Here is a 16436-nt window from a genome sequence, read left to right as displayed (position 1 = left end):
GCCCTCCAGCATGGAGGTTGAATCAGAAATCGCTCCCGGTGGGAATCCCGATTCCAGTCAAAAACAACATGCTCTAGACACGACCTCATCCTGAGGGCCCGCCAAAGGCGGGCGTCTCGAAGGATGTGCCGCGATGTAGGCCTAAAGGCTCTTGGCGTCCGCTGCCGCCTCAGCGTGCCACGGTCGGCTCCTTCTCGGCCGGCGCGCCGGCGCTGCCGAGGACGTGGATCTCGCCGTCCTGCACCATCGCCACCTTGCGGGTGTGGAAGATGTCGAGCGTCGAGCGGTGGCCGATCGAGACGATGGTGGCCTGCGGCAGCTTCTCCGTCAGCAGCCGGTACAACCGCGCCTCGGACGGCTCGTCCAGCGACGCCGTGGCCTCGTCCAGGAAGAGATAGTCGGGTGCATGCAGCAGTGCGCGGGCGAGTCCAAGGCGCTGCTGTTCGCCGAGCGACAGCATCCGGTTCCAGTGACCGTCCTCGTCGAGCCGTCCGGCGAGGTTGGGCAGCCCGACCGCAATCAGCGTGTCCCTCACGCGTGCGGCCTCGAACGTGTCAGGCTTTGCCGGATAGACCACGGCGTCGCGCAGCATGCCGATGGGGAAATAGGGACGCTGCGGCAGCGTCATCAGCCTGGCCTTTTCGGGGACGAGGATGGCACCGGTGCCGAACGGCCAGATGCCCGCGATGGCCCGGAACAGCGTCGACTTGCCGGAGCCCGACGGTCCGGTCACCAGCACGCGTTCCGAAGGCTGGATGGCAAAAGCATCGGCGGCGACCAGCGGCGTGCCGTTGGGCAGGTTCACGCACAGTTGCTCGAGAGCGATGATGCGGCTGCCGCCCGCGGCCTTGAGAGCGATCGCGGGCTCATGTGCCGGCAGGGTTACGGCGGAAGCGACCGACATCTCGAAGCCGTCGAGGCGCGCGACGATCGAGCGCCATTCCGCCAGCGACCGGTAAGCCGTGACGAAGAACGATAACGCGCCTTGCACGCTGGAGAAGGCGGATGCGGTCTGCATCATGTCGCCGAGCTGGATTTTCTTGGCGAAGAAGGCGGGTGCCACCAGCACATAGGGAAAGATCACCGCGGCCTGCTGATAGCTCGCCGTGAACGCGGTGAGCCGCTTGGTCCGGCTCATGATGGCGTACCAGTTACCGATTACGAAGCCGAAGCGATCCAGCAGCCGGCCGCGTTCGGCGCCTTCGCCCTTGAGCAGCGCGATCTGCTCGGAGTTCTCGCGGACGCGGACGAGGTTGAAGCGGAAGTCGGCCTCATAGCGCTGCTGCTCGAAATTGAGGTTGACCAGCGGGCTGCCGATCCAGTGCGTCAGCGCGGTGCCGAAGATCGCATAGATCAGTGCGCCCCAGCACAGATAGCCGGGGATCATGAGGTCGGTGCCGAACAGGTGCAGCGGCGCGGCGTTGGAGAGGCCCCAGAGGATGATCACGAAGGAGAACAGCGTCACGATCGAGGAGAGCAGGCCGAGCCCGATCGTCAAGGTCTGCTCGACGAAGTTCTTGACGTCTTCGGTGATGCGCTGGTCCGGGTTGTCGGCCGCATCGCCCTTGAGCTGCATACGGTAATGCGTGGCGCTCTCGAGCCATTCGCCGAGATAGTGCCGGGTCAGCCATTGCCGCCAGCGGATCTGGAGCCACTGGTTCAGGTACAGCTTGTAGACCGCCAGCGCGATGTAGGTGGAGGCGAGGCCGACGAAGATCCAGATCTGCGTGACGAATGCGTCCCAGTCGCTTGCCTGCAGAGCGCTGTAGAACCTGTTCTGCCATTGGTTCACCAGCACGTCGATCGCCACCAGCGCCAGCTCCATGGCGATGACGGCGCCGAGCAGGCCGCGGCCGGCCCATTTGTCCTCGGATCGGAAATAGGGCATGGCGATTCGCCAGACGATCGCGAGCGTGGCGCTGATGTTGTTCACAGAGCAGGATCTCCTCGAGGGGATGTGCACAAATGCCCTGAGCCAAAGACTTGAGGCAATGGCGGAAATGGGCGCGCTTAGACTAAAGTCGCAAGTTCTGCAATTTGCGTTGGATTGTCGCAGCCAGCAACCCTAGCATGGGGCTCGACGGCGCGGGGCGGGGTGCTCTGGGATTTCGCGAGCTTGTGAGCGGAAGGGAACCGCCGCATTCGCGAGGAATTCGCGTCCGCTCGGGGGTTATCGCTTCCAGCGAAAAGCAGGATCGGCTCTCCACGCGGGCCGTCTGCGCAAACATGCGTGGGGGAGGAAGACCATGTGGAATCAAATCTATGATCCGCTGCACAGCCCGGTGCTGTCGACGGTTGCGGCGGCGATCCCCGTCGTCACGCTGCTGGTCCTGATCGCGAGCGGCCGCGTCAAGGCGCATATTGCTGCCGTCATCGCCGTGATCGTCACCAACCTGATCACGATCTTCGTCTTCACCATGCCGGTGAACATGTCGATCCGCGCCTCGATCCTCGGCATCGTGACCGGCTTCTTCCCGATCGGCTGGATCGTCCTCAACGTCATCTTCCTCTACCAGGTGACGGTGGCGACCGGGCGCTTCGAACTGTTGAAGCGCGCGATCGGCGGCGTCACCGAGGACCGGCGGCTGCAGCTGTTGCTGATCGCGTTCTCGTTCGGCGCGTTCTTCGAGGGCGCCTCGGGCTTCGGCACGCCGGTCGCGATCACGGGTGCCGTGCTGATCGGGCTCGGCTTCTCGCCGCTCGCGGCCTCCGGCCTCTCGCTGATCGCCAACACCGCGCCGGTGGCCTATGGCGCGCTCGGCACGCCGATCCAGGGCCTTGCCTCGGTCACAGGGCTCGATCCCTACATCCTGGGTGCGATGGTCGGACGGCAATTGCCGTTCTTCTCGCTGATCGTGCCCTTCTGGGTCGTCTGGGCGTTCGCGGGCTGGCGGGGCATGAAGGATGTCTGGCCGGCGATCCTCGTCACCGGCGTGTCGTTCGCGATCCCGCAATTCGTGATCTCGAACTTCATCAATCCGTGGATCGTCGACATCGGCGCCTCGCTGATCTCGATGGGGGCTCTCATCCTGTTTCTGAAGGTCTGGCACCCGAGGCAGCTGTGGCTGTCGCCGGAGCTGCGCGGACACGACGAGTCGCATGCGACCATGGCGCCGGCGAAGCCGCTCGACAAGACTCCGCTCACGCAAGCCCAGCTCTGGAGCGCGCTCTTGCCATGGATCATCGTCTGCGTCGTGATGCTGCTGTGGGGAAGCGGCTGGTTCAAGACCTGGGCGAACTCGATCTTCACCTTCAACTACGCGGTTCCCGAGCTCGACAAGATGATCAACAAGATGCCGCCGGTGGCGGCGAAACCGACGCCGGAAGGCGCGGTGTTCGCCTTCACCTACCTGTCCTTCACCGGCACGGGCATGCTGATCGCGGCGATCATCTCCGGCATCCTGATGGGCGTCGGTCCCGGCAAGCTGGTGACCGAATACGGCCGCACCATCCGGCTGTGCGCGATCTCGCTGATCACGATCTCGGCGATGCTCGCGATCGGCACCTTGACGCGGCTCTCCGGCGTCGACGCGACGCTCGGTCTCGCCTTTGCTGCAACCGGCGTGCTCTATCCCTTCTTCGGCACGCTGCTCGGCTGGCTCGGCGTGGCGCTGACCGGATCGGACACGTCGTCGAACATCCTGTTCGGCAATCTCCAGAGGATCACCTCCGAGCAGCTCGGCCTGTCGCCGATCCTGATGGGCGCGGCGAACTCCTCCGGCGGCGTGATGGGCAAGATGATCGACGCACAGTCGATCGTGGTCGCCTCCACCGCCACCAACTGGTACGGCCACGAGGGCACCATCCTGCGCTTCGTGTTCTGGCACTCGATCGTGCTGGCCTGTCTCGTCGGTGTGCTCGTGACGTTGCAGGCCTATGTCTGGCCGTTCACGGCGCTGGTCCTGAAGTAGCAGGCCACGCCAGGCTTCGACCAAATCCCCGCGGGGCTTCATCCCCCGCGGGGATTTTTACATCGCGCGCATGCGAACCTTCTCAATGACGCCGCCGTCTTATAGAAGGTGCGGCAAATCAGGTCGGTCGAGAGGTTTCATGGTTTCGCTCAGGCAGATGGTGTGCGCTGCGGTTGCAACGCTGGCGATGTCGACGCTCGCGCGCGCCGAGGAGGGTTTTCCGTTCGGCACCGAGATGACGCTGGAGGCGTTGCCGCAAGCAGGCTCGAAGCGGATTCCGAACATCGAGATCGGCGACAATGGCGAGGTCGTGCTCGAGCTGTGGTGCAAGGGCGGCAAGGGCCAGTTCTCGGTTGCCGGCAACACCGTGATCTTCGTGCCCGGCCAGATCCAGGACCGGTCCTGTCCGCAGGCCAAGGCCCAGGCCGACGATGAGCTGGTCGCAGCGCTCGGCAGCGTCGAGACCTGGAAACGCCAGGGCGACGTGCTGACCCTGATCGGCCCCAAGCCGCTGCGCTTTCGCGTGAACGGGAATTGACCGTCAGGTCATTCCGGGGCGCGCGAAGCGCGAACCCGGAATCTGGAGATTGTAGCGCGAGATTCTCAGGTGCGCGATTGCGCACCATAGTTCGACGCTGACGCGTCGCCCCGGAATGACTTCGTCACTTCCACACCGACTTGTCGGCGTCCCAGCGCTGGCCCTTCAGCTCCTTGGTGAGCGCCTCGACTGAGCCGTTGTCGTCGGGCTGGTCGCCTTCCTCGTCGGCCGAAGCTTCGTCCGAAAGGTTGAGCTTGGCGCCGCTGCTCTCATCGCTGGTCGTGGTCGCGGGGCTGCCGATCCAGAGCATCAGCTTGTCGGTGGTGCCGGGCTTGTCGGGCGAGACGAGCCCTGCGACCTCGATCGTGTCGGTGAGCTCGAGCGCCGGATGATCCTGGTTCGGTCGCTTGAACACCAGCTTGAGCTTGCCGGTCGCCGGGTTGAAGCTTTGCGACACCGGCTTTGCCGCGAGCGTCCTGCCCAGCACGCCCGCAACTGCGGTTGCGAGCTTGTCGCGGTTGATCTTGTCGCCGTCGCGCCAGTCGGCCGCGGGGAAACGGATGGTGCGGTCCATCTCGGTCATGCCCGCGGTCCAGCCAGCCGCGGTGACGCCCGGCATCGCCTTGAATTTTGCCAGCAGCGCGGCTGCGCGCTCCGGGTCGACCGACATGTTGATGGTCTGCTCGCCGGCGCGCAGCGCGTCGCAGCCGACATTGAGGCTCGACAGCGTCACCTCGACCGCCTGGCCCTTCAGGCTCTTCAGGAACTCGGTCGCCGCATCCAGCTTGACCTTCACCGCGATCGCCTCCGGCGAGACGTCGGTGAAATCCTTCGGCTGCGGCGTGATGCCGTCGTCGGAGGTCTGGTTGTCCTGAAACTCCTTCTCGCTGAGATCGGAATTGTCGGGCGAGGTGACCTCGGTCACCGCCTGGCCAATGCTGATCTGGCCGCGGAATTCGAACGTGTCGCCGCTCTGCTTGCGCAGCAGCTTGACGCTGACGGGCGACTTCTCGCCGAGGCTTTGCGTTGTTCCGGTCAGCGTCTGGCCGGCGACCTGGAGATTGACGACGAAGCGGTCCTTGCGCTCGGAATTCTTCGCAATTGGGTAACAGACGTCGAGCACGGCTGCGGTGACCGCCTTGCCCTGGCGGGTCTCCTTCAGGATCACGTCGGCATTGCCGTCCATCAGCCCGTCGATCGAAGTGAAATAGCGCGTCTCGGTTCCGCCCGGCGCCGTGGCCTTGGGCGACAATTTCATCTGGGCGGAGGCGACTTCGGGCGAGACGGCGAGCAGAGCCGCCAAAAGGGCAGTCGAACAAACCAGGAGCGCGCGCATCGACGAAATCCTCGGGCAGTGGAGCATGATCCGGAAAAGTGCGAAGCGGCTTTCCGAGAGGATCATGGCCAAACAATCAGAATCGGCGCCACCGTAGTGGGTTTTGGCCGCCGGTTGAATCGGAAAGCTTGGGGGCAGCGTCGGCAAAAAAGAAGGCCGCCCGGAGGCGGCCTTCGCAATGTTGTCGGATGAGGATGGGCTCAGAAGCCGCCCATGCCGCCGCCGGCGGGCATGGCGGGCGGAGCTTCCTTCTTCGGCAGCTCGGCGACCATGGCTTCGGTGGTCACCAGGAGGCCGGCCACGGAGGAGGCGTCCTGCAGCGCGGTGCGCACCACCTTGGCGGGGTCGATGATGCCCTTCTCGACCATGTCGACATAGTCCTCGTTCTGGGCGTCGAAGCCGAAGGTCTCGGACTTGTTCTCCAGGATCTTGCCGACCACGATCGAGCCTTCCACGCCCGCGTTCTCGGAGATCTGGCGGATCGGGGCTTCCAGCGCCTTCAGCACGATGTTGATGCCGGCCTGGACGTCGTCATTGGCGTTGGACAGACGGCCCACCGCCTTCTTGGCGCGGAGCAGCGCGACGCCGCCGCCGGGGACGATGCCTTCCTGCACCGCGGCGCGGGTCGCGTTGAGGGCGTCCTCGACGCGGTCCTTCTTCTCCTTGACCTCGATCTCGGTGGCGCCGCCGACGCGGATCACCGCGACGCCGCCGGCGAGCTTGGCAAGGCGCTCCTGCAGCTTCTCGCGGTCGTAGTCCGAGGTGGTCTCCTCGATCTGCGCCTTGATCTGGCCGACGCGGGCCTCGATGTCGGGCTTCTTGCCGGCGCCGTTCACGATCGTGGTGTTCTCCTTGTCGATCACCACCTTCTTGGCGCGGCCGAGCATCTTCACGGAGACGTTCTCGAGCTTGATGCCGAGCTCCTCGGAGATCAGCTGGCCGCCGGTGAGGATCGCGATGTCCTCGAGCATGGCCTTGCGGCGGTCACCGAAGCCCGGCGCCTTGACGGCGGCAACCTTGAGGCCGCCGCGCAGGCGGTTGACGACCAGGGTGGCCAGCGCCTCGCCCTCGACGTCCTCGGCGATGATGACGAGCGGCTTGCCCGACTGCACCACGGCTTCGAGCACCGGCAGCATGGCCTGCAGGCCCGAGAGCTTCTTCTCGTGCAGGAGGATGTAGGCGTCCTCGAGCTCGGCGGTCATCTTCTCGGCGTTGGTGACGAAGTAGGGGCTGAGATAGCCGCGGTCGAACTTCATGCCCTCGACGATGTCGACCTCGGTATCGAGCGACTTGTTCTCCTCGACGGTGATGACGCCCTCGTTGCCGACCTTCTGCATTGCCTGGGCGATCATCTTGCCGATGGCGGCATCGCCGTTGGCGGAGATGGTGCCGACCTGGGCGACCTCGGAGGAGGCGGCAACGGGCTTGGCGCGCTTCTCAATGTCCTTGATGACGGCGGCCACCGCGGTGTCGATGCCGCGCTTGAGGTCCATCGGGTTCATGCCGGCGGCAACCGCCTTGGCGCCTTCGCGCACGATGGCCTGGGCCAGCACGGTCGCGGTGGTGGTGCCGTCGCCGGCGAGGTCGTTGGTCTTGGAGGCGACCTCACGCACCATCTGGGCGCCCATGTTCTCGAACTTGTCCTCGAGCTCGATCTCCTTGGCGACGGTGACGCCGTCCTTGGTGATGCGGGGCGCGCCGAAGCTCTTCTCGATGACGACGTTGCGGCCCTTCGGGCCGAGCGTCACCTTGACGGCGTTGGCGAGAATGTCGACGCCGCGCAGCATGCGTTCGCGCGCCTCTCCGGAAAACTTGACGTCTTTGGCAGCCATGGTCTGCAATCCCTTGTGTTTCGTGTTGTGTCTTGTTTCGGAATGTGGCCGGCGGAATGATGGATGCCCGGATCGCGCGATCCGGGCATGACATTCAGCGGCCGTTCAGGCGGATGGCCTTAGGCCAGAACGCCCATGATGTCCGACTCCTTCATGATCAGGAGCTCTTCGTTGTCGATCTTGACCTCGGTGCCCGACCACTTGCCGAACAGCACGCGGTCGCCGACCTTGAGGTCGATCGGAATCAGCTTGCCGGTTTCGTCGCGACCGCCCGGGCCGACGGCGACGATTTCGCCCTGGGACGGCTTTTCCTTGGCGGTGTCCGGAATGATAATGCCGCCCTTGGTCTTTTCCTCGGCGTCGATACGTTTGACCACGACACGGTCATGCAGCGGACGAAATTTGGATTTAGCCATGACGTTTCCCTTTGGAGGCTCGCTTCGGAAGTAGTGGAAGTGGGTGGGGCGGCGCTTCCGTCCACCCTCGTCCCGAGGATCGAACGGCGCGCTTAGCAATCGGGCTTTCCGAGTGCTAATAGTGCGCCCGGAAATATGGCTTGGCCGCGATCCTGTCAAGCAAAGGTGGTTAAGCGATTGGTGAGGCGGATATAGGATGGTGGCATTGGAAACTTGTTCGGGGCGCCGGCGTGTCAAAGGACGTCATTGCTCCGGCAGCGGTTTTGCGCTTGGCTGCGGGAGGGGTGCGGCCATGGTCTTGTTCGGGGGAATGCCATGATCAGTTCAGCTCACGCGCGCACGGTCGCCAACTTGGCTGCTGCCTCTTGCCTGGCGCTGCTGCTTGGCGCCTGCGGCGGCGGCATGAGCCTGCCGTCTTTCTCCTCGTCGTCCCCGCCGCCCGAGGCGGAGCCCGGCACCGGTCCGGAAATGCCCGCGACCATCCGCTCCGACGAGATCGTCGGCCGCTGGGGTCTGGCCTCGTTCCAGAACCCGGCCGACCGCGCCCGCACCGAGGCCGCGGCGAGGTCCCAGTGCAAGAATCCTTACGTGATCACAGCCGGCTCCTCCGGCGGCGTGATCATGCATCTGGCCGACCAGGCAACGCCGCAGGAGCTGCGGCTGAAGGGCTCGCCCAGCGGCAAGAACTATATCGGCCCGGCCGGTCCCACGCCCGGCGAGCAGGACCGCGAGATCGTCTCCTTCGACGGCCGCGTCCTGATCACCCGCTTCATCGACAAGGACGCCGCCACCCGCTACGGCAACATGGTCTACGTCCGCTGCGCGCCGCGGGCGTGATTTTCGTCTTCCGTCATTCCGGGGCGCGCGAAGCGCGAACCCGGAATCTCGATGTGGTAGGCTTCCGCCCTTAAAGCTCCGGATTCCGGGTTCGGCTCTGTCGAGCCGCCCCGGAATGACGTCGTGGCAAAAAACAAAAACGCCGGCTTGCGCCGGCGTTTTGCTTTGTCCGTGTCTCGCGCGTTCAGTCGAACAGCGCGTCGATGTCATCCTGCGAGGCGTGGCCGACGTCGCCGGCGAGCTTGGGGCCGTTGAGGAGCTTCTCGTCGTCGCTGCGCTGATCGACCGGCGCCGGCACATGGGCCTTGATCGCGTCGACGCCGCCCCAGATCTCCATCATCGCATTGATGTGCTGCTCGATGAACTTCATCGTGGTCATGACCTTGCTGATGCGCTGGCCGGTCAGGTCCTGGAAGTTGCAGGCTTCGAAGATCGAGATGACGCGTTCCTGGATGTCGTCGGCGAGACGCTTCTGCTGGTCGGCCGAGTCCACCTTGGACATCGCGCTGGCGGCCTGGTCGATCGACTCGGCCGCTTCGAGAATTTGCTGGGTCGCCTGCTCGGTGCCGCCGACGACCGCGCCGAGCTCGCCATTGACCTTGGCCATTTCGCCGCCGTCGAAGCTCTTGCCGTGCAGCGTCGCGATTTCGCGCTTGGTGCGGTCGATGGCGTCGTGGATGAGGTCGAGCTCGACCTTCAGCTTCTCGCACTGCTCGATCTGCGCCCGGTAGGTCTCGAGCATGGTGCGCGCCTCGGAAAGCTCATGCGCCGTCGACGCGTCGATCGCCGCCATGGCGGCGCTGCCGGACAGCGGGGCAGCCGTGATGCCCTTCGCCATCTGGGCGCGGATTGCGCGCAGCTCGGCCATGATCTCGCTGTGCATCGGAGTTGCCTCTTCAGTTACGTCTAGAATGGGCATCTCGCCACCGGCGATATCCTCGACACGAAAACGCTTGCGGTGAACAGCCATCAGGATACTCCCCCCACCTCACTCACGCGTCTTTGTAGGCAGAAGCGATTTAACACGAAGTTCACAGCAGGAACTGTCGTTGCGGCCGCGCGCGACGGCGCGCAAAGAAGCGATTAACCATGCGCGCGCGGTGTTCATCGAAAATAAACGCTGATCGCCAAATTGCAGGCCCGCTCGCGACGTGGTGAATCGAAACCGCTGATACGTTTACCAAACAAAACGGCTTTTGCTCTTTATTGACCACGTCGCGGGCGCGGATCAGCCATCAGCCCTGCACGACGCATGTGATCTAGACGAAACAGTACAGAGTACGTCGATGTTCAAGAAAATGTCTGTCGCGCTGCTAGGCAGCGCTTGCACCTTCATTGCCGGCGCGGATCGCGCCGCGGCCTTCGACAACACGGTGCCGAACGATCCGCCCGCGGTGCTCTACCAGCCGCGCGTGCCGCCGGCGCCGGTGCGCGTCGCCTCCAATGCGAACATGGGCGGCGGCTTCATCGAGTTCCTGTTCGGCGACGGCCCGGGCCGCGGTCCGGCCTATGCGCCGCCACCGTCGGTGTATCAGCAACAGCCCGGCTATTACGACCAGCGCCGCCCGCCGCCGATGGGCGAGCCGCAGATGCAGGGTGGATATCAGCAAGGCGCAAGCCTCCAGCAGGAGGCGGTCGATCCGCGGCAGCGTCCGTTCGATCCGAAATTCGAGAAGCAGGTCGTTGACTATGGCGGCAAGGAAAGCGCCGGCACGATCGTGGTCGATACGCCGAACAAGTTCCTCTATCTCGTCGAGGGCAACGGCAAGGCGATGCGCTACGGCATCGGCGTCGGGCGTCCCGGCTTCACCTGGTCCGGCGTGAAGTCGATCACCGCCAAGCGCGAATGGCCGGACTGGACCCCGCCGGCGGAAATGATCGCGCGCCGGCCCGACCTGCCGCGGCACATGGAAGGTGGGCCGGAAAACCCGCTCGGCGCCCGCGCGATGTATCTCGGCTCCACGCTCTACCGCATCCACGGCTCCAACGAGCCCTGGACCATCGGCACCAACGTCTCCTCCGGCTGCATCCGCATGCGCAACGAAGACGTCATCGACCTCTACGGCCGCGTCAATGTCGGCACCAAGGTCGTGGTGATGTAGCCAAGTGTTCGCTGCTCACCCTCTCCCCTTGCGGGACCCCTTGCGGGAGAGGGTGGATCGCCGCAAAGCGGCGAGACGGGTGAGGGGTCTTTATCCTCACGAGCGGTTTCGCGGGCGGAAAGAACCCCTCATCCGGCGCTTCGCGCCACCTTCTCCCGCAAGGGGAGAAGGGGAGGCCTGCGCAAGAGTTGGAAAATGAAAACGGCCGCCTCCTCGGCGGCCGTTCTTGTTTGCAATGCTATGAAGCAGCCTCACGCGTAATCGCTGCCGCCGTCGTCGCCGCCGCCGAAATCGCTGTCGTCGGCCATGTCCACGTTGTCGTCGCGATCGTCGTCGTAGTTCTGGTCGTTGTTGTCGCGGTCGTTCGACGCCTGGTCGAGGACACCCTGGCGGGAGTCGCGGTTCGATCCGATGTCGTTGAGGCCGGCGTCGCGCGCGAGCGAGCCGCCGGACTGGTCACTGCCGCCCCAGGGGGAGCGGTCGCCGAGCGCGTTGGTGTCGCCGAAGGCCTGCTGGTGCGATCCGCCCATCATGCCGCGGATGCTCGAGAGCAGCAGCGAGCCGCCGACCACGCCGGCCGCGGCTGCCGCCGCCGTGCCGAGGAACGAACCGCCGCCACCGCCGACCGGCGGGGCGCCATAACCTTGTCCCGGGCCTTGACCGTAAGCCTGTCCGTAAGGCGGCTGGCCGTAGCCCGGCTGGGACTGCTGCATCGCCTGGCCGCTGTTCCAGACCGGCCTCTGCTCACGCGGCGGCACGTTCGGAACCGAACCCCGCGACGGGCTGCCGCCGAACAGCGTGTCGCGCATGGTGTCGAGGAAGCCGCCGGACTGCGCGGGCTCGGGCGCTTGGGCCGCTTCCAGCTCCTGGATGCGGTTATGGGCGCGCTTCAGCGCTTCGTCCTGCAGCAGTGTAGTTTGCACCAGCGCATAGACGGCGCCCGGGGCCTTGCGCAGCCCGTCGGAAATCGCGGCGGTCGCGTCGGGATCGCGCGGTGCATTTTCCAGCTTTGAAAGCCGGTCGAAAAGGTCGTCGACGAGCTGGCGTTCCTGCGGCGTCATGATCTGTCTCCTTCGCGCAAAACCAAGCGCGCAGGAGATGTAGGGTTCCAATGTGGCCCCAACAGTGCCGGCCGGATTAAATTTCGGTATGCGACAAGCTGCCTCTTAGCTGCCCCTTGGCCCGCTTTTCGCCGGTTTCATGCCAGTGTCACGTTGCTGTCCGCCAGCAGGCGGGCGAATGCGTCGCTCTTCAGATACCCGTATTCGCGCTCGCGGACATCCGTCATCGGATCGAGGCTGGTGAGGATGTCGTCGACCAAGCCGGGATGGCACATCACGAGGCCGCCATCGGGCAGTCCTTCCAGAAACTGTCGCATCAGCTCGCCGAAATCGGCGGCGCGCGCGAAGTCGTAGGCGCCGGCAAAGGCAGGATTGAATCTGAGGCCGGCGCCGCCGGCGCGCCGGCGGAATTGCGCGCTGAGGATGTCGAGCACCATGGCTTTGGGCGAGGCCAGCCGCTGCGCCAGCGGCAGGTTGCGGCCGCCCTGGCGCACCCAGGCCTGTGGCGCGGTCTCGACGACCGCATCGACAAAGCCGTCGCGCACCTGCGGATAGAGCTGCACATGCTGATGGCCGTCGACGAAATCAGGCGCGCGGCCGAAGGCGTCCAGGAAGGCCGCGAGCTGCGCCTTCACCTCGGCGCGAAAGAATTCGCGGTCGAGCCGCCGCGCAAGGCCGGCGAGCAGCAGCTTTGGAAAGGACATGAACATGTCGCCGTCGAGCGGACGGAAATGCATGGTGAGCGGCCGGAACGGCGCCGACAGCGTGACATGCAACCCGATCGCGCAGCGCGGGCTGGCTTTCACTGAAGCCAGCAGCGCCTCGGCCTCGCTGCGCTCGATCGCAGCTCCCACCATCATCACCGAGGTCGCGTTGAGGCGGCCGCGTTCGATGAGGTCGCGGATGGCGCGGTTGACGCCCGGGCTGATGCCGTAATCGTCGGCGCAGAGCCAGATCCGCCGCGGGCTCGCGGCGGTGCTCATTCGGCCGCAGTCCTGTTCGAGGCGTCCTGGCTTGAACCGTCCTGGGCCTTGCCGGCCTCGAAATGCTTCTCGCTGTGCTCGGCGACGAAGTAGATCGGGCGCGCCTTCAGCTCGGAGAGGATCTTGCCGATATATTCGCCGACGATGCCGATCATGATCAGCTGCACGCCGCCGATCGTCATCAGGCCGACCACGAGCGAGGGATAGCCGGGCACCTGCTTGCCGGTGGTCCAGACCTCCCAGAGGATCGATAGGCCGAACAGGAAGGCGCCGCCCGCGAGCACCACGCCGAGCAGGCTGGCGAAGCGCAACGGCGCCACCGAGAACGAGGTCAGGCCCTCGATGGAAAGACCAAGCAATCGCGCGGCGTTGAAGGTGGTGACGCCATGGGCGCGCGGCGCCGGCTCGTAGTCAACACGGATCTGGCGGAAGCCGATCCAGCTGGCGAGGCCCTTGAAGAAGCGGTTGCGCTCCGGCAATTGCCTGAGCGCTGCGACCGCGCGCGGCGACAGCAGGCGGAAATCGCCGGCGTCTTCGGGGATCTTCTGCCGCGCGCCCCAATTGATCAGCGCGTAGAAGCCGTGCACGGCAAGGCGACGCAGGAAGGGCTCGTTGTCGCGATGCGCCTTGGCGGTATAGACGACGTCATAGCCGTCATCGATCCAGTGCCGCACCAGCTGCTCGACCAGGGCCGGCGGATGCTGGCCGTCGCCGTCCATGAACATCACGGCGCCGAGGCGGGCATGGTCGAGGCCGGCCATCAGCGCCGCCTCCTTGCCGAAATTGCGCGACAGCGACACCACCTGGACGTCGATCGCATCGGCCGGCAGGTTGCGCGCGATCGACAGCGTCGCGTCCGCGCTGCCGTCGTCGACATAGACGACCTCGCAAGCGAGGCGATAGCTCTGCCGCAAGGTCTTCGCGAGCTCGCAGATGCGCTGGTGCAGGGCGGCGAGGCCCGCCGCCTCGTTGTAGACGGGGACGACAATCGACAGTCCCTTCGCGGCGGAGTTGGCCGCGGTGGTCGTCAGGGCGGAAACGTCAGAGCCCAGCGTCATCGATCAAGGTTCCAGAGGGCGTTCAAGTCTTCTTGCAAGGTCATCTCAACAGCATATGGTAGCTGCCGTTTGCTGTCGCTAAGCTGAACGGACCTGAGGCTCACCGCCGCAGGAACGCCTCGAGCTTGGCGAACAGCGGGTTCTCCCGGTCGAACACGTAGTCGAGCGAGACCACCGAGACGGTCTCGGCGCCATGCTCGCGCAGAAAGCTCGCCAGCGCATAGAGCTGCCCCGGCGGGCAGTGCAGCGTCAGCATGCCCGACGAGGTCGGCCCGCCGAACGGAGCCTCGACGCCGAACCGGCTGTGGGCTTCGCCGAGCAGGGCGGCATCGCACTGCCGGAAGCGGGTGCGAACCTCGCGGTATTTGTTGGCTCGCGCTCGCGCCGCAATGTGATCGAGGATAACGCGCGCGGTCTCCCGCGCCTGCGGCGACCAGTCGGCCTCCCTGGAGGCGACCAGATTGGCCTGGCTGCGCAGGATCACACCGTCGTCGAGCACACGCAGGCCGTTGGCGGCGAGCGTCGCGCCCGTGGTGGTGATGTCGACGATCAGCTCGGCGCTGCCGGCCGCCGGCGCGCCTTCCGTTGCGCCCGCGCTCTCGACGATGCGGTAGTCGGTGATGCCGTGGCTCTGGAAGAAGGCGCGGGTGAGGTTGACGAACTTGGTCGCCACCCGCATCCGCATGTGATGCTGCTCGCGGAAGCCGGTGGTGACGTCGTCGAGATCGGCCATGGTGCGGACGTCGATCCAGGCCTGCGGCACCGCGACGACGACGTCGGCATAGCCGAAGCCGAGCCCCTCGATCAGCGACACGCGCTTGTCGGCGTCGGCGATATTCTCGCGCACCAGGTCTTCACCGGTGACGCCGAGATGCGCGAAGCCGCGCGACAGCTGCGCGGCGATCTCGCTCGCCGAGAGATAGGCGACCTCGACATTGTCCAGCCCTGCGATGGTGCCGCGATAGTCGCGGGCGCCGCCGGCCTTCGACAGCTTGAGGCCGGCACGGGCGAAGAAGCCTTCCGCGTTTTCCTGCAGGCGGCCCTTGGAGGGAACGGCCAGAACGAATGGCGCGCTCATGACTTAAGCTCCCACCTTGCGGCCGATCCGGTTCAGCGCGTCCACCCAGACCGAGAAGCCGACGGCCGGGATCGGCGCTGCCGAGCCGAGCTGGGTCATCAGCCCGTCATAGCGGCCGCCGGCGACCAGCGGCTCGGCGCCGTTGCCCCTGTGATGCAGCTCGAATTCAAAGCCGGTGTAATAGTCGAGCCCGCGTCCGAAAGCGGTCGAGAAGCGCGTCTGCTTCACGTCGATGCCGCGCGCGGCCATGAAGCCGACCCGGCTCTCGAACTGGTCGATCGCAGCCGTGAGATCGAGCTTCGCGTCAGTCGTGAGCGCGCGCAGCTCGGCGATGGCGTCGTCGGGATTGCCCGATATCGACAGGAAGCGCTTGAGCACGGCGATCGCCTCGCGCGGCAGCGCGCCGCCCTTCAGCGTCGACTGCTCGAGGAAGCGGTCGGCGATCTCGGCCGTGGTGCGGCCGCCGACATTGGTGGTGCCGGCGATCGACATCAGATCGGTGACGAAGGCGAGCGCCGCCTTGCGGTCGGAGCCGGCAAGTGCCGCCAGCACGCCCTCATATTCGCTGCGCGTCGCGGTGGCTGCAGCCGCCAGCCGCTCCAGATCCTGCTCCAGGCTGATCTTGCGGTTGAAATCCTTGACCAGGCGGCGGCGCCAGACCGGATAGAGGTTGAGCGCGTCGAGCAGCGCGTTGAACAGCGCGACGTCGCCGGTGCGGATCTCGACGTCGCGGACGCCGAAGGCGGCCGTTGCCTCCAGCGCCAGCGCCAGCATCTCGGCGTCGGCCGCGGCGCGGTCCTGGCGGCCGAATGATTCGATGCCGGCCTGAAGGAATTCGCTGGCCTGGCCGCTGCGGTAGCGGAACACCGGGCCGAGATAGCTGAACCCGGCCGGCTGTCCCGCCCGGCCAGATGCGAGGTAGTCGCGGGCGACGGGGATGGTCAGGTCCGGGCGCAGGCAGAGCTCCTCGCCGGACAGGTCGCTCGTCAGGTACAGGCTCTTACGGATGTCCTCGCCGGACAGGTCCAGGAACGGCTCGGCCGGCTGCAGGATGGCGGGCTCGGCCCTGACATAGCCGGCCTGCGCGAACGACAAGAGCAGTGTATCCGCCCAGGCGGCGGAGCCGGCAGCATTTGAGGTGGCAGTCGCGGTCATCTCAGGGGTCCATCGTCCCGGTGGAACCGGGCAGAGCAGGGGAGGCGGAGGCGAATTGGCGCAGCCCTTAGCATGGCCCGGCAGCGGTTTCGACCTCCAGAGGATCAATCGCTTAACGGGCGGGCAATG

General features: G+C 65.7%; 14 protein-coding genes. 4 read left to right on the top strand and 10 right to left on the bottom strand.

Annotation, left to right across the window (positions count from 1 at the left end; all coding sequences use genetic code 11):
• Positions 1-169 precede the first annotated feature (169 nt).
• Positions 170-1933, bottom strand: a complete 1764-nt coding sequence (locus JQ592_RS37275; RefSeq protein WP_211407683.1) for an ABC transporter ATP-binding protein/permease — start codon at positions 1931-1933, stop codon at positions 170-172.
• Between the two features lie 313 nt (positions 1934-2246).
• Here JQ592_RS37275 and JQ592_RS37270 point away from each other — a divergent pair, with 313 nt between their 5' ends.
• Positions 2247-3911: an L-lactate permease gene (locus tag JQ592_RS37270; RefSeq protein WP_211407682.1), complete on the top strand. Its 1665-nt coding sequence runs from the start codon at positions 2247-2249 to the stop codon at positions 3909-3911.
• A 139-nt stretch (positions 3912-4050) separates the two neighbouring features.
• Positions 4051-4449, top strand: a complete 399-nt coding sequence (locus JQ592_RS37265; RefSeq protein WP_211407681.1) for an META domain-containing protein — start codon at positions 4051-4053, stop codon at positions 4447-4449.
• A gap of 124 nt (positions 4450-4573) precedes the next feature.
• Here the strand turns inward: JQ592_RS37265 and JQ592_RS37260 are convergent, their stop codons facing one another.
• From JQ592_RS37260 to JQ592_RS37250, 3 genes are all read right to left on the bottom strand, one after another.
• Positions 4574-5785, bottom strand: coding sequence for a hypothetical protein (locus tag JQ592_RS37260; RefSeq protein WP_211407680.1), 1212 nt, complete (start codon positions 5783-5785; stop codon positions 4574-4576).
• 200 nt (positions 5786-5985) lie between these two features.
• A complete protein-coding gene (groL, locus tag JQ592_RS37255) occupies positions 5986-7617 on the bottom strand; it encodes a chaperonin GroEL (protein WP_211407679.1) in 1632 nt (543 codons plus the stop codon).
• Between the two features lie 119 nt (positions 7618-7736).
• Positions 7737-8033 (bottom strand): co-chaperone GroES, encoded by a 297-nt coding sequence (locus JQ592_RS37250; protein ID WP_008544107.1) that lies wholly within the window; start codon positions 8031-8033, stop codon positions 7737-7739.
• A gap of 315 nt (positions 8034-8348) precedes the next feature.
• Here JQ592_RS37250 and JQ592_RS37245 point away from each other — a divergent pair, with 315 nt between their 5' ends.
• Entirely contained in the window at positions 8349-8870 is a 522-nt protein-coding gene (locus JQ592_RS37245) for a hypothetical protein (protein WP_211407678.1), read from the top strand.
• Positions 8871-9054: 184 nt separating this feature from the next.
• Here the strand turns inward: JQ592_RS37245 and JQ592_RS37240 are convergent, their stop codons facing one another.
• On the bottom strand, positions 9055-9840 hold the full coding sequence (locus tag JQ592_RS37240; RefSeq protein ID WP_211407677.1) for a protein phosphatase CheZ: 786 nt from the start codon (positions 9838-9840) through the stop codon (positions 9055-9057).
• A 316-nt stretch (positions 9841-10156) separates the two neighbouring features.
• Here JQ592_RS37240 and JQ592_RS37235 point away from each other — a divergent pair, with 316 nt between their 5' ends.
• Positions 10157-10972, top strand: coding sequence for a L,D-transpeptidase family protein (locus JQ592_RS37235; protein ID WP_211407676.1), 816 nt, complete (start codon positions 10157-10159; stop codon positions 10970-10972).
• A gap of 251 nt (positions 10973-11223) precedes the next feature.
• Here the strand turns inward: JQ592_RS37235 and JQ592_RS37230 are convergent, their stop codons facing one another.
• The 5 genes from JQ592_RS37230 to JQ592_RS37210 form a co-directional block, all read right to left on the bottom strand.
• Positions 11224-12033 (bottom strand): DUF2076 domain-containing protein, encoded by an 810-nt coding sequence (locus JQ592_RS37230; protein WP_211407675.1) that lies wholly within the window; start codon positions 12031-12033, stop codon positions 11224-11226.
• 137 nt (positions 12034-12170) lie between these two features.
• Positions 12171-13016 (bottom strand): ChbG/HpnK family deacetylase, encoded by an 846-nt coding sequence (locus JQ592_RS37225; RefSeq protein WP_211407674.1) that lies wholly within the window; start codon positions 13014-13016, stop codon positions 12171-12173.
• Positions 13013-14074: a glycosyltransferase family 2 protein gene (locus tag JQ592_RS37220; protein WP_211407673.1), complete on the bottom strand. Its 1062-nt coding sequence runs from the start codon at positions 14072-14074 to the stop codon at positions 13013-13015. Before JQ592_RS37220 ends, JQ592_RS37225 begins: the two co-directional genes overlap by 4 nt.
• Positions 14075-14174: 100 nt before the next feature.
• On the bottom strand, positions 14175-15152 hold the full coding sequence (gene hisG, locus JQ592_RS37215) for an ATP phosphoribosyltransferase (RefSeq protein WP_211407672.1): 978 nt from the start codon (positions 15150-15152) through the stop codon (positions 14175-14177).
• Between the two features lie 3 nt (positions 15153-15155).
• Entirely contained in the window at positions 15156-16307 is a 1152-nt protein-coding gene (locus JQ592_RS37210) for an ATP phosphoribosyltransferase regulatory subunit (RefSeq protein ID WP_211407671.1), read from the bottom strand.
• Positions 16308-16436 lie beyond the last annotated feature (129 nt).

The organism is Bradyrhizobium iriomotense (assembly GCF_018129405.1).
GTDB classification, from domain to species: Bacteria; Pseudomonadota; Alphaproteobacteria; order Rhizobiales; family Xanthobacteraceae; genus Bradyrhizobium; species Bradyrhizobium iriomotense_B.
Note: the sequence above shows the minus strand (reverse complement) of the source record. Positions and strands in the feature narration are given on the sequence as shown.

Bases quoted from the DNA above. Each gene is read 5' to 3' on its own strand.
- JQ592_RS37245 (WP_211407678.1), top strand. From the start codon at position 8,349: ATGATCAGTTCAGCTCACGCGCGCACGGTCGCCAACTTGGCTGCTGCC.
- JQ592_RS37220 (WP_211407673.1), bottom strand. From the start codon at position 14,074: ATGACGCTGGGCTCTGACGTTTCCGCCCTGACGACCACCGCGGCCAAC.
- JQ592_RS37265 (WP_211407681.1), top strand. From the start codon at position 4,051: ATGGTTTCGCTCAGGCAGATGGTGTGCGCTGCGGTTGCAACGCTGGCG.
- JQ592_RS37210 (WP_211407671.1), bottom strand. From the start codon at position 16,307: ATGACCGCGACTGCCACCTCAAATGCTGCCGGCTCCGCCGCCTGGGCG.
- JQ592_RS37225 (WP_211407674.1), bottom strand. From the start codon at position 13,016: ATGAGCACCGCCGCGAGCCCGCGGCGGATCTGGCTCTGCGCCGACGAT.
- JQ592_RS37235 (WP_211407676.1), top strand. From the start codon at position 10,157: ATGTTCAAGAAAATGTCTGTCGCGCTGCTAGGCAGCGCTTGCACCTTC.
- JQ592_RS37260 (WP_211407680.1), bottom strand. From the start codon at position 5,785: ATGCGCGCGCTCCTGGTTTGTTCGACTGCCCTTTTGGCGGCTCTGCTC.
- JQ592_RS37270 (WP_211407682.1), top strand. From the start codon at position 2,247: ATGTGGAATCAAATCTATGATCCGCTGCACAGCCCGGTGCTGTCGACG.
- groL (WP_211407679.1), bottom strand. From the start codon at position 7,617: ATGGCTGCCAAAGACGTCAAGTTTTCCGGAGAGGCGCGCGAACGCATG.
- JQ592_RS37240 (WP_211407677.1), bottom strand. From the start codon at position 9,840: ATGGCTGTTCACCGCAAGCGTTTTCGTGTCGAGGATATCGCCGGTGGC.
- JQ592_RS37250 (WP_008544107.1), bottom strand. From the start codon at position 8,033: ATGGCTAAATCCAAATTTCGTCCGCTGCATGACCGTGTCGTGGTCAAA.
- hisG (WP_211407672.1), bottom strand. From the start codon at position 15,152: ATGAGCGCGCCATTCGTTCTGGCCGTTCCCTCCAAGGGCCGCCTGCAG.
- JQ592_RS37230 (WP_211407675.1), bottom strand. From the start codon at position 12,033: ATGACGCCGCAGGAACGCCAGCTCGTCGACGACCTTTTCGACCGGCTT.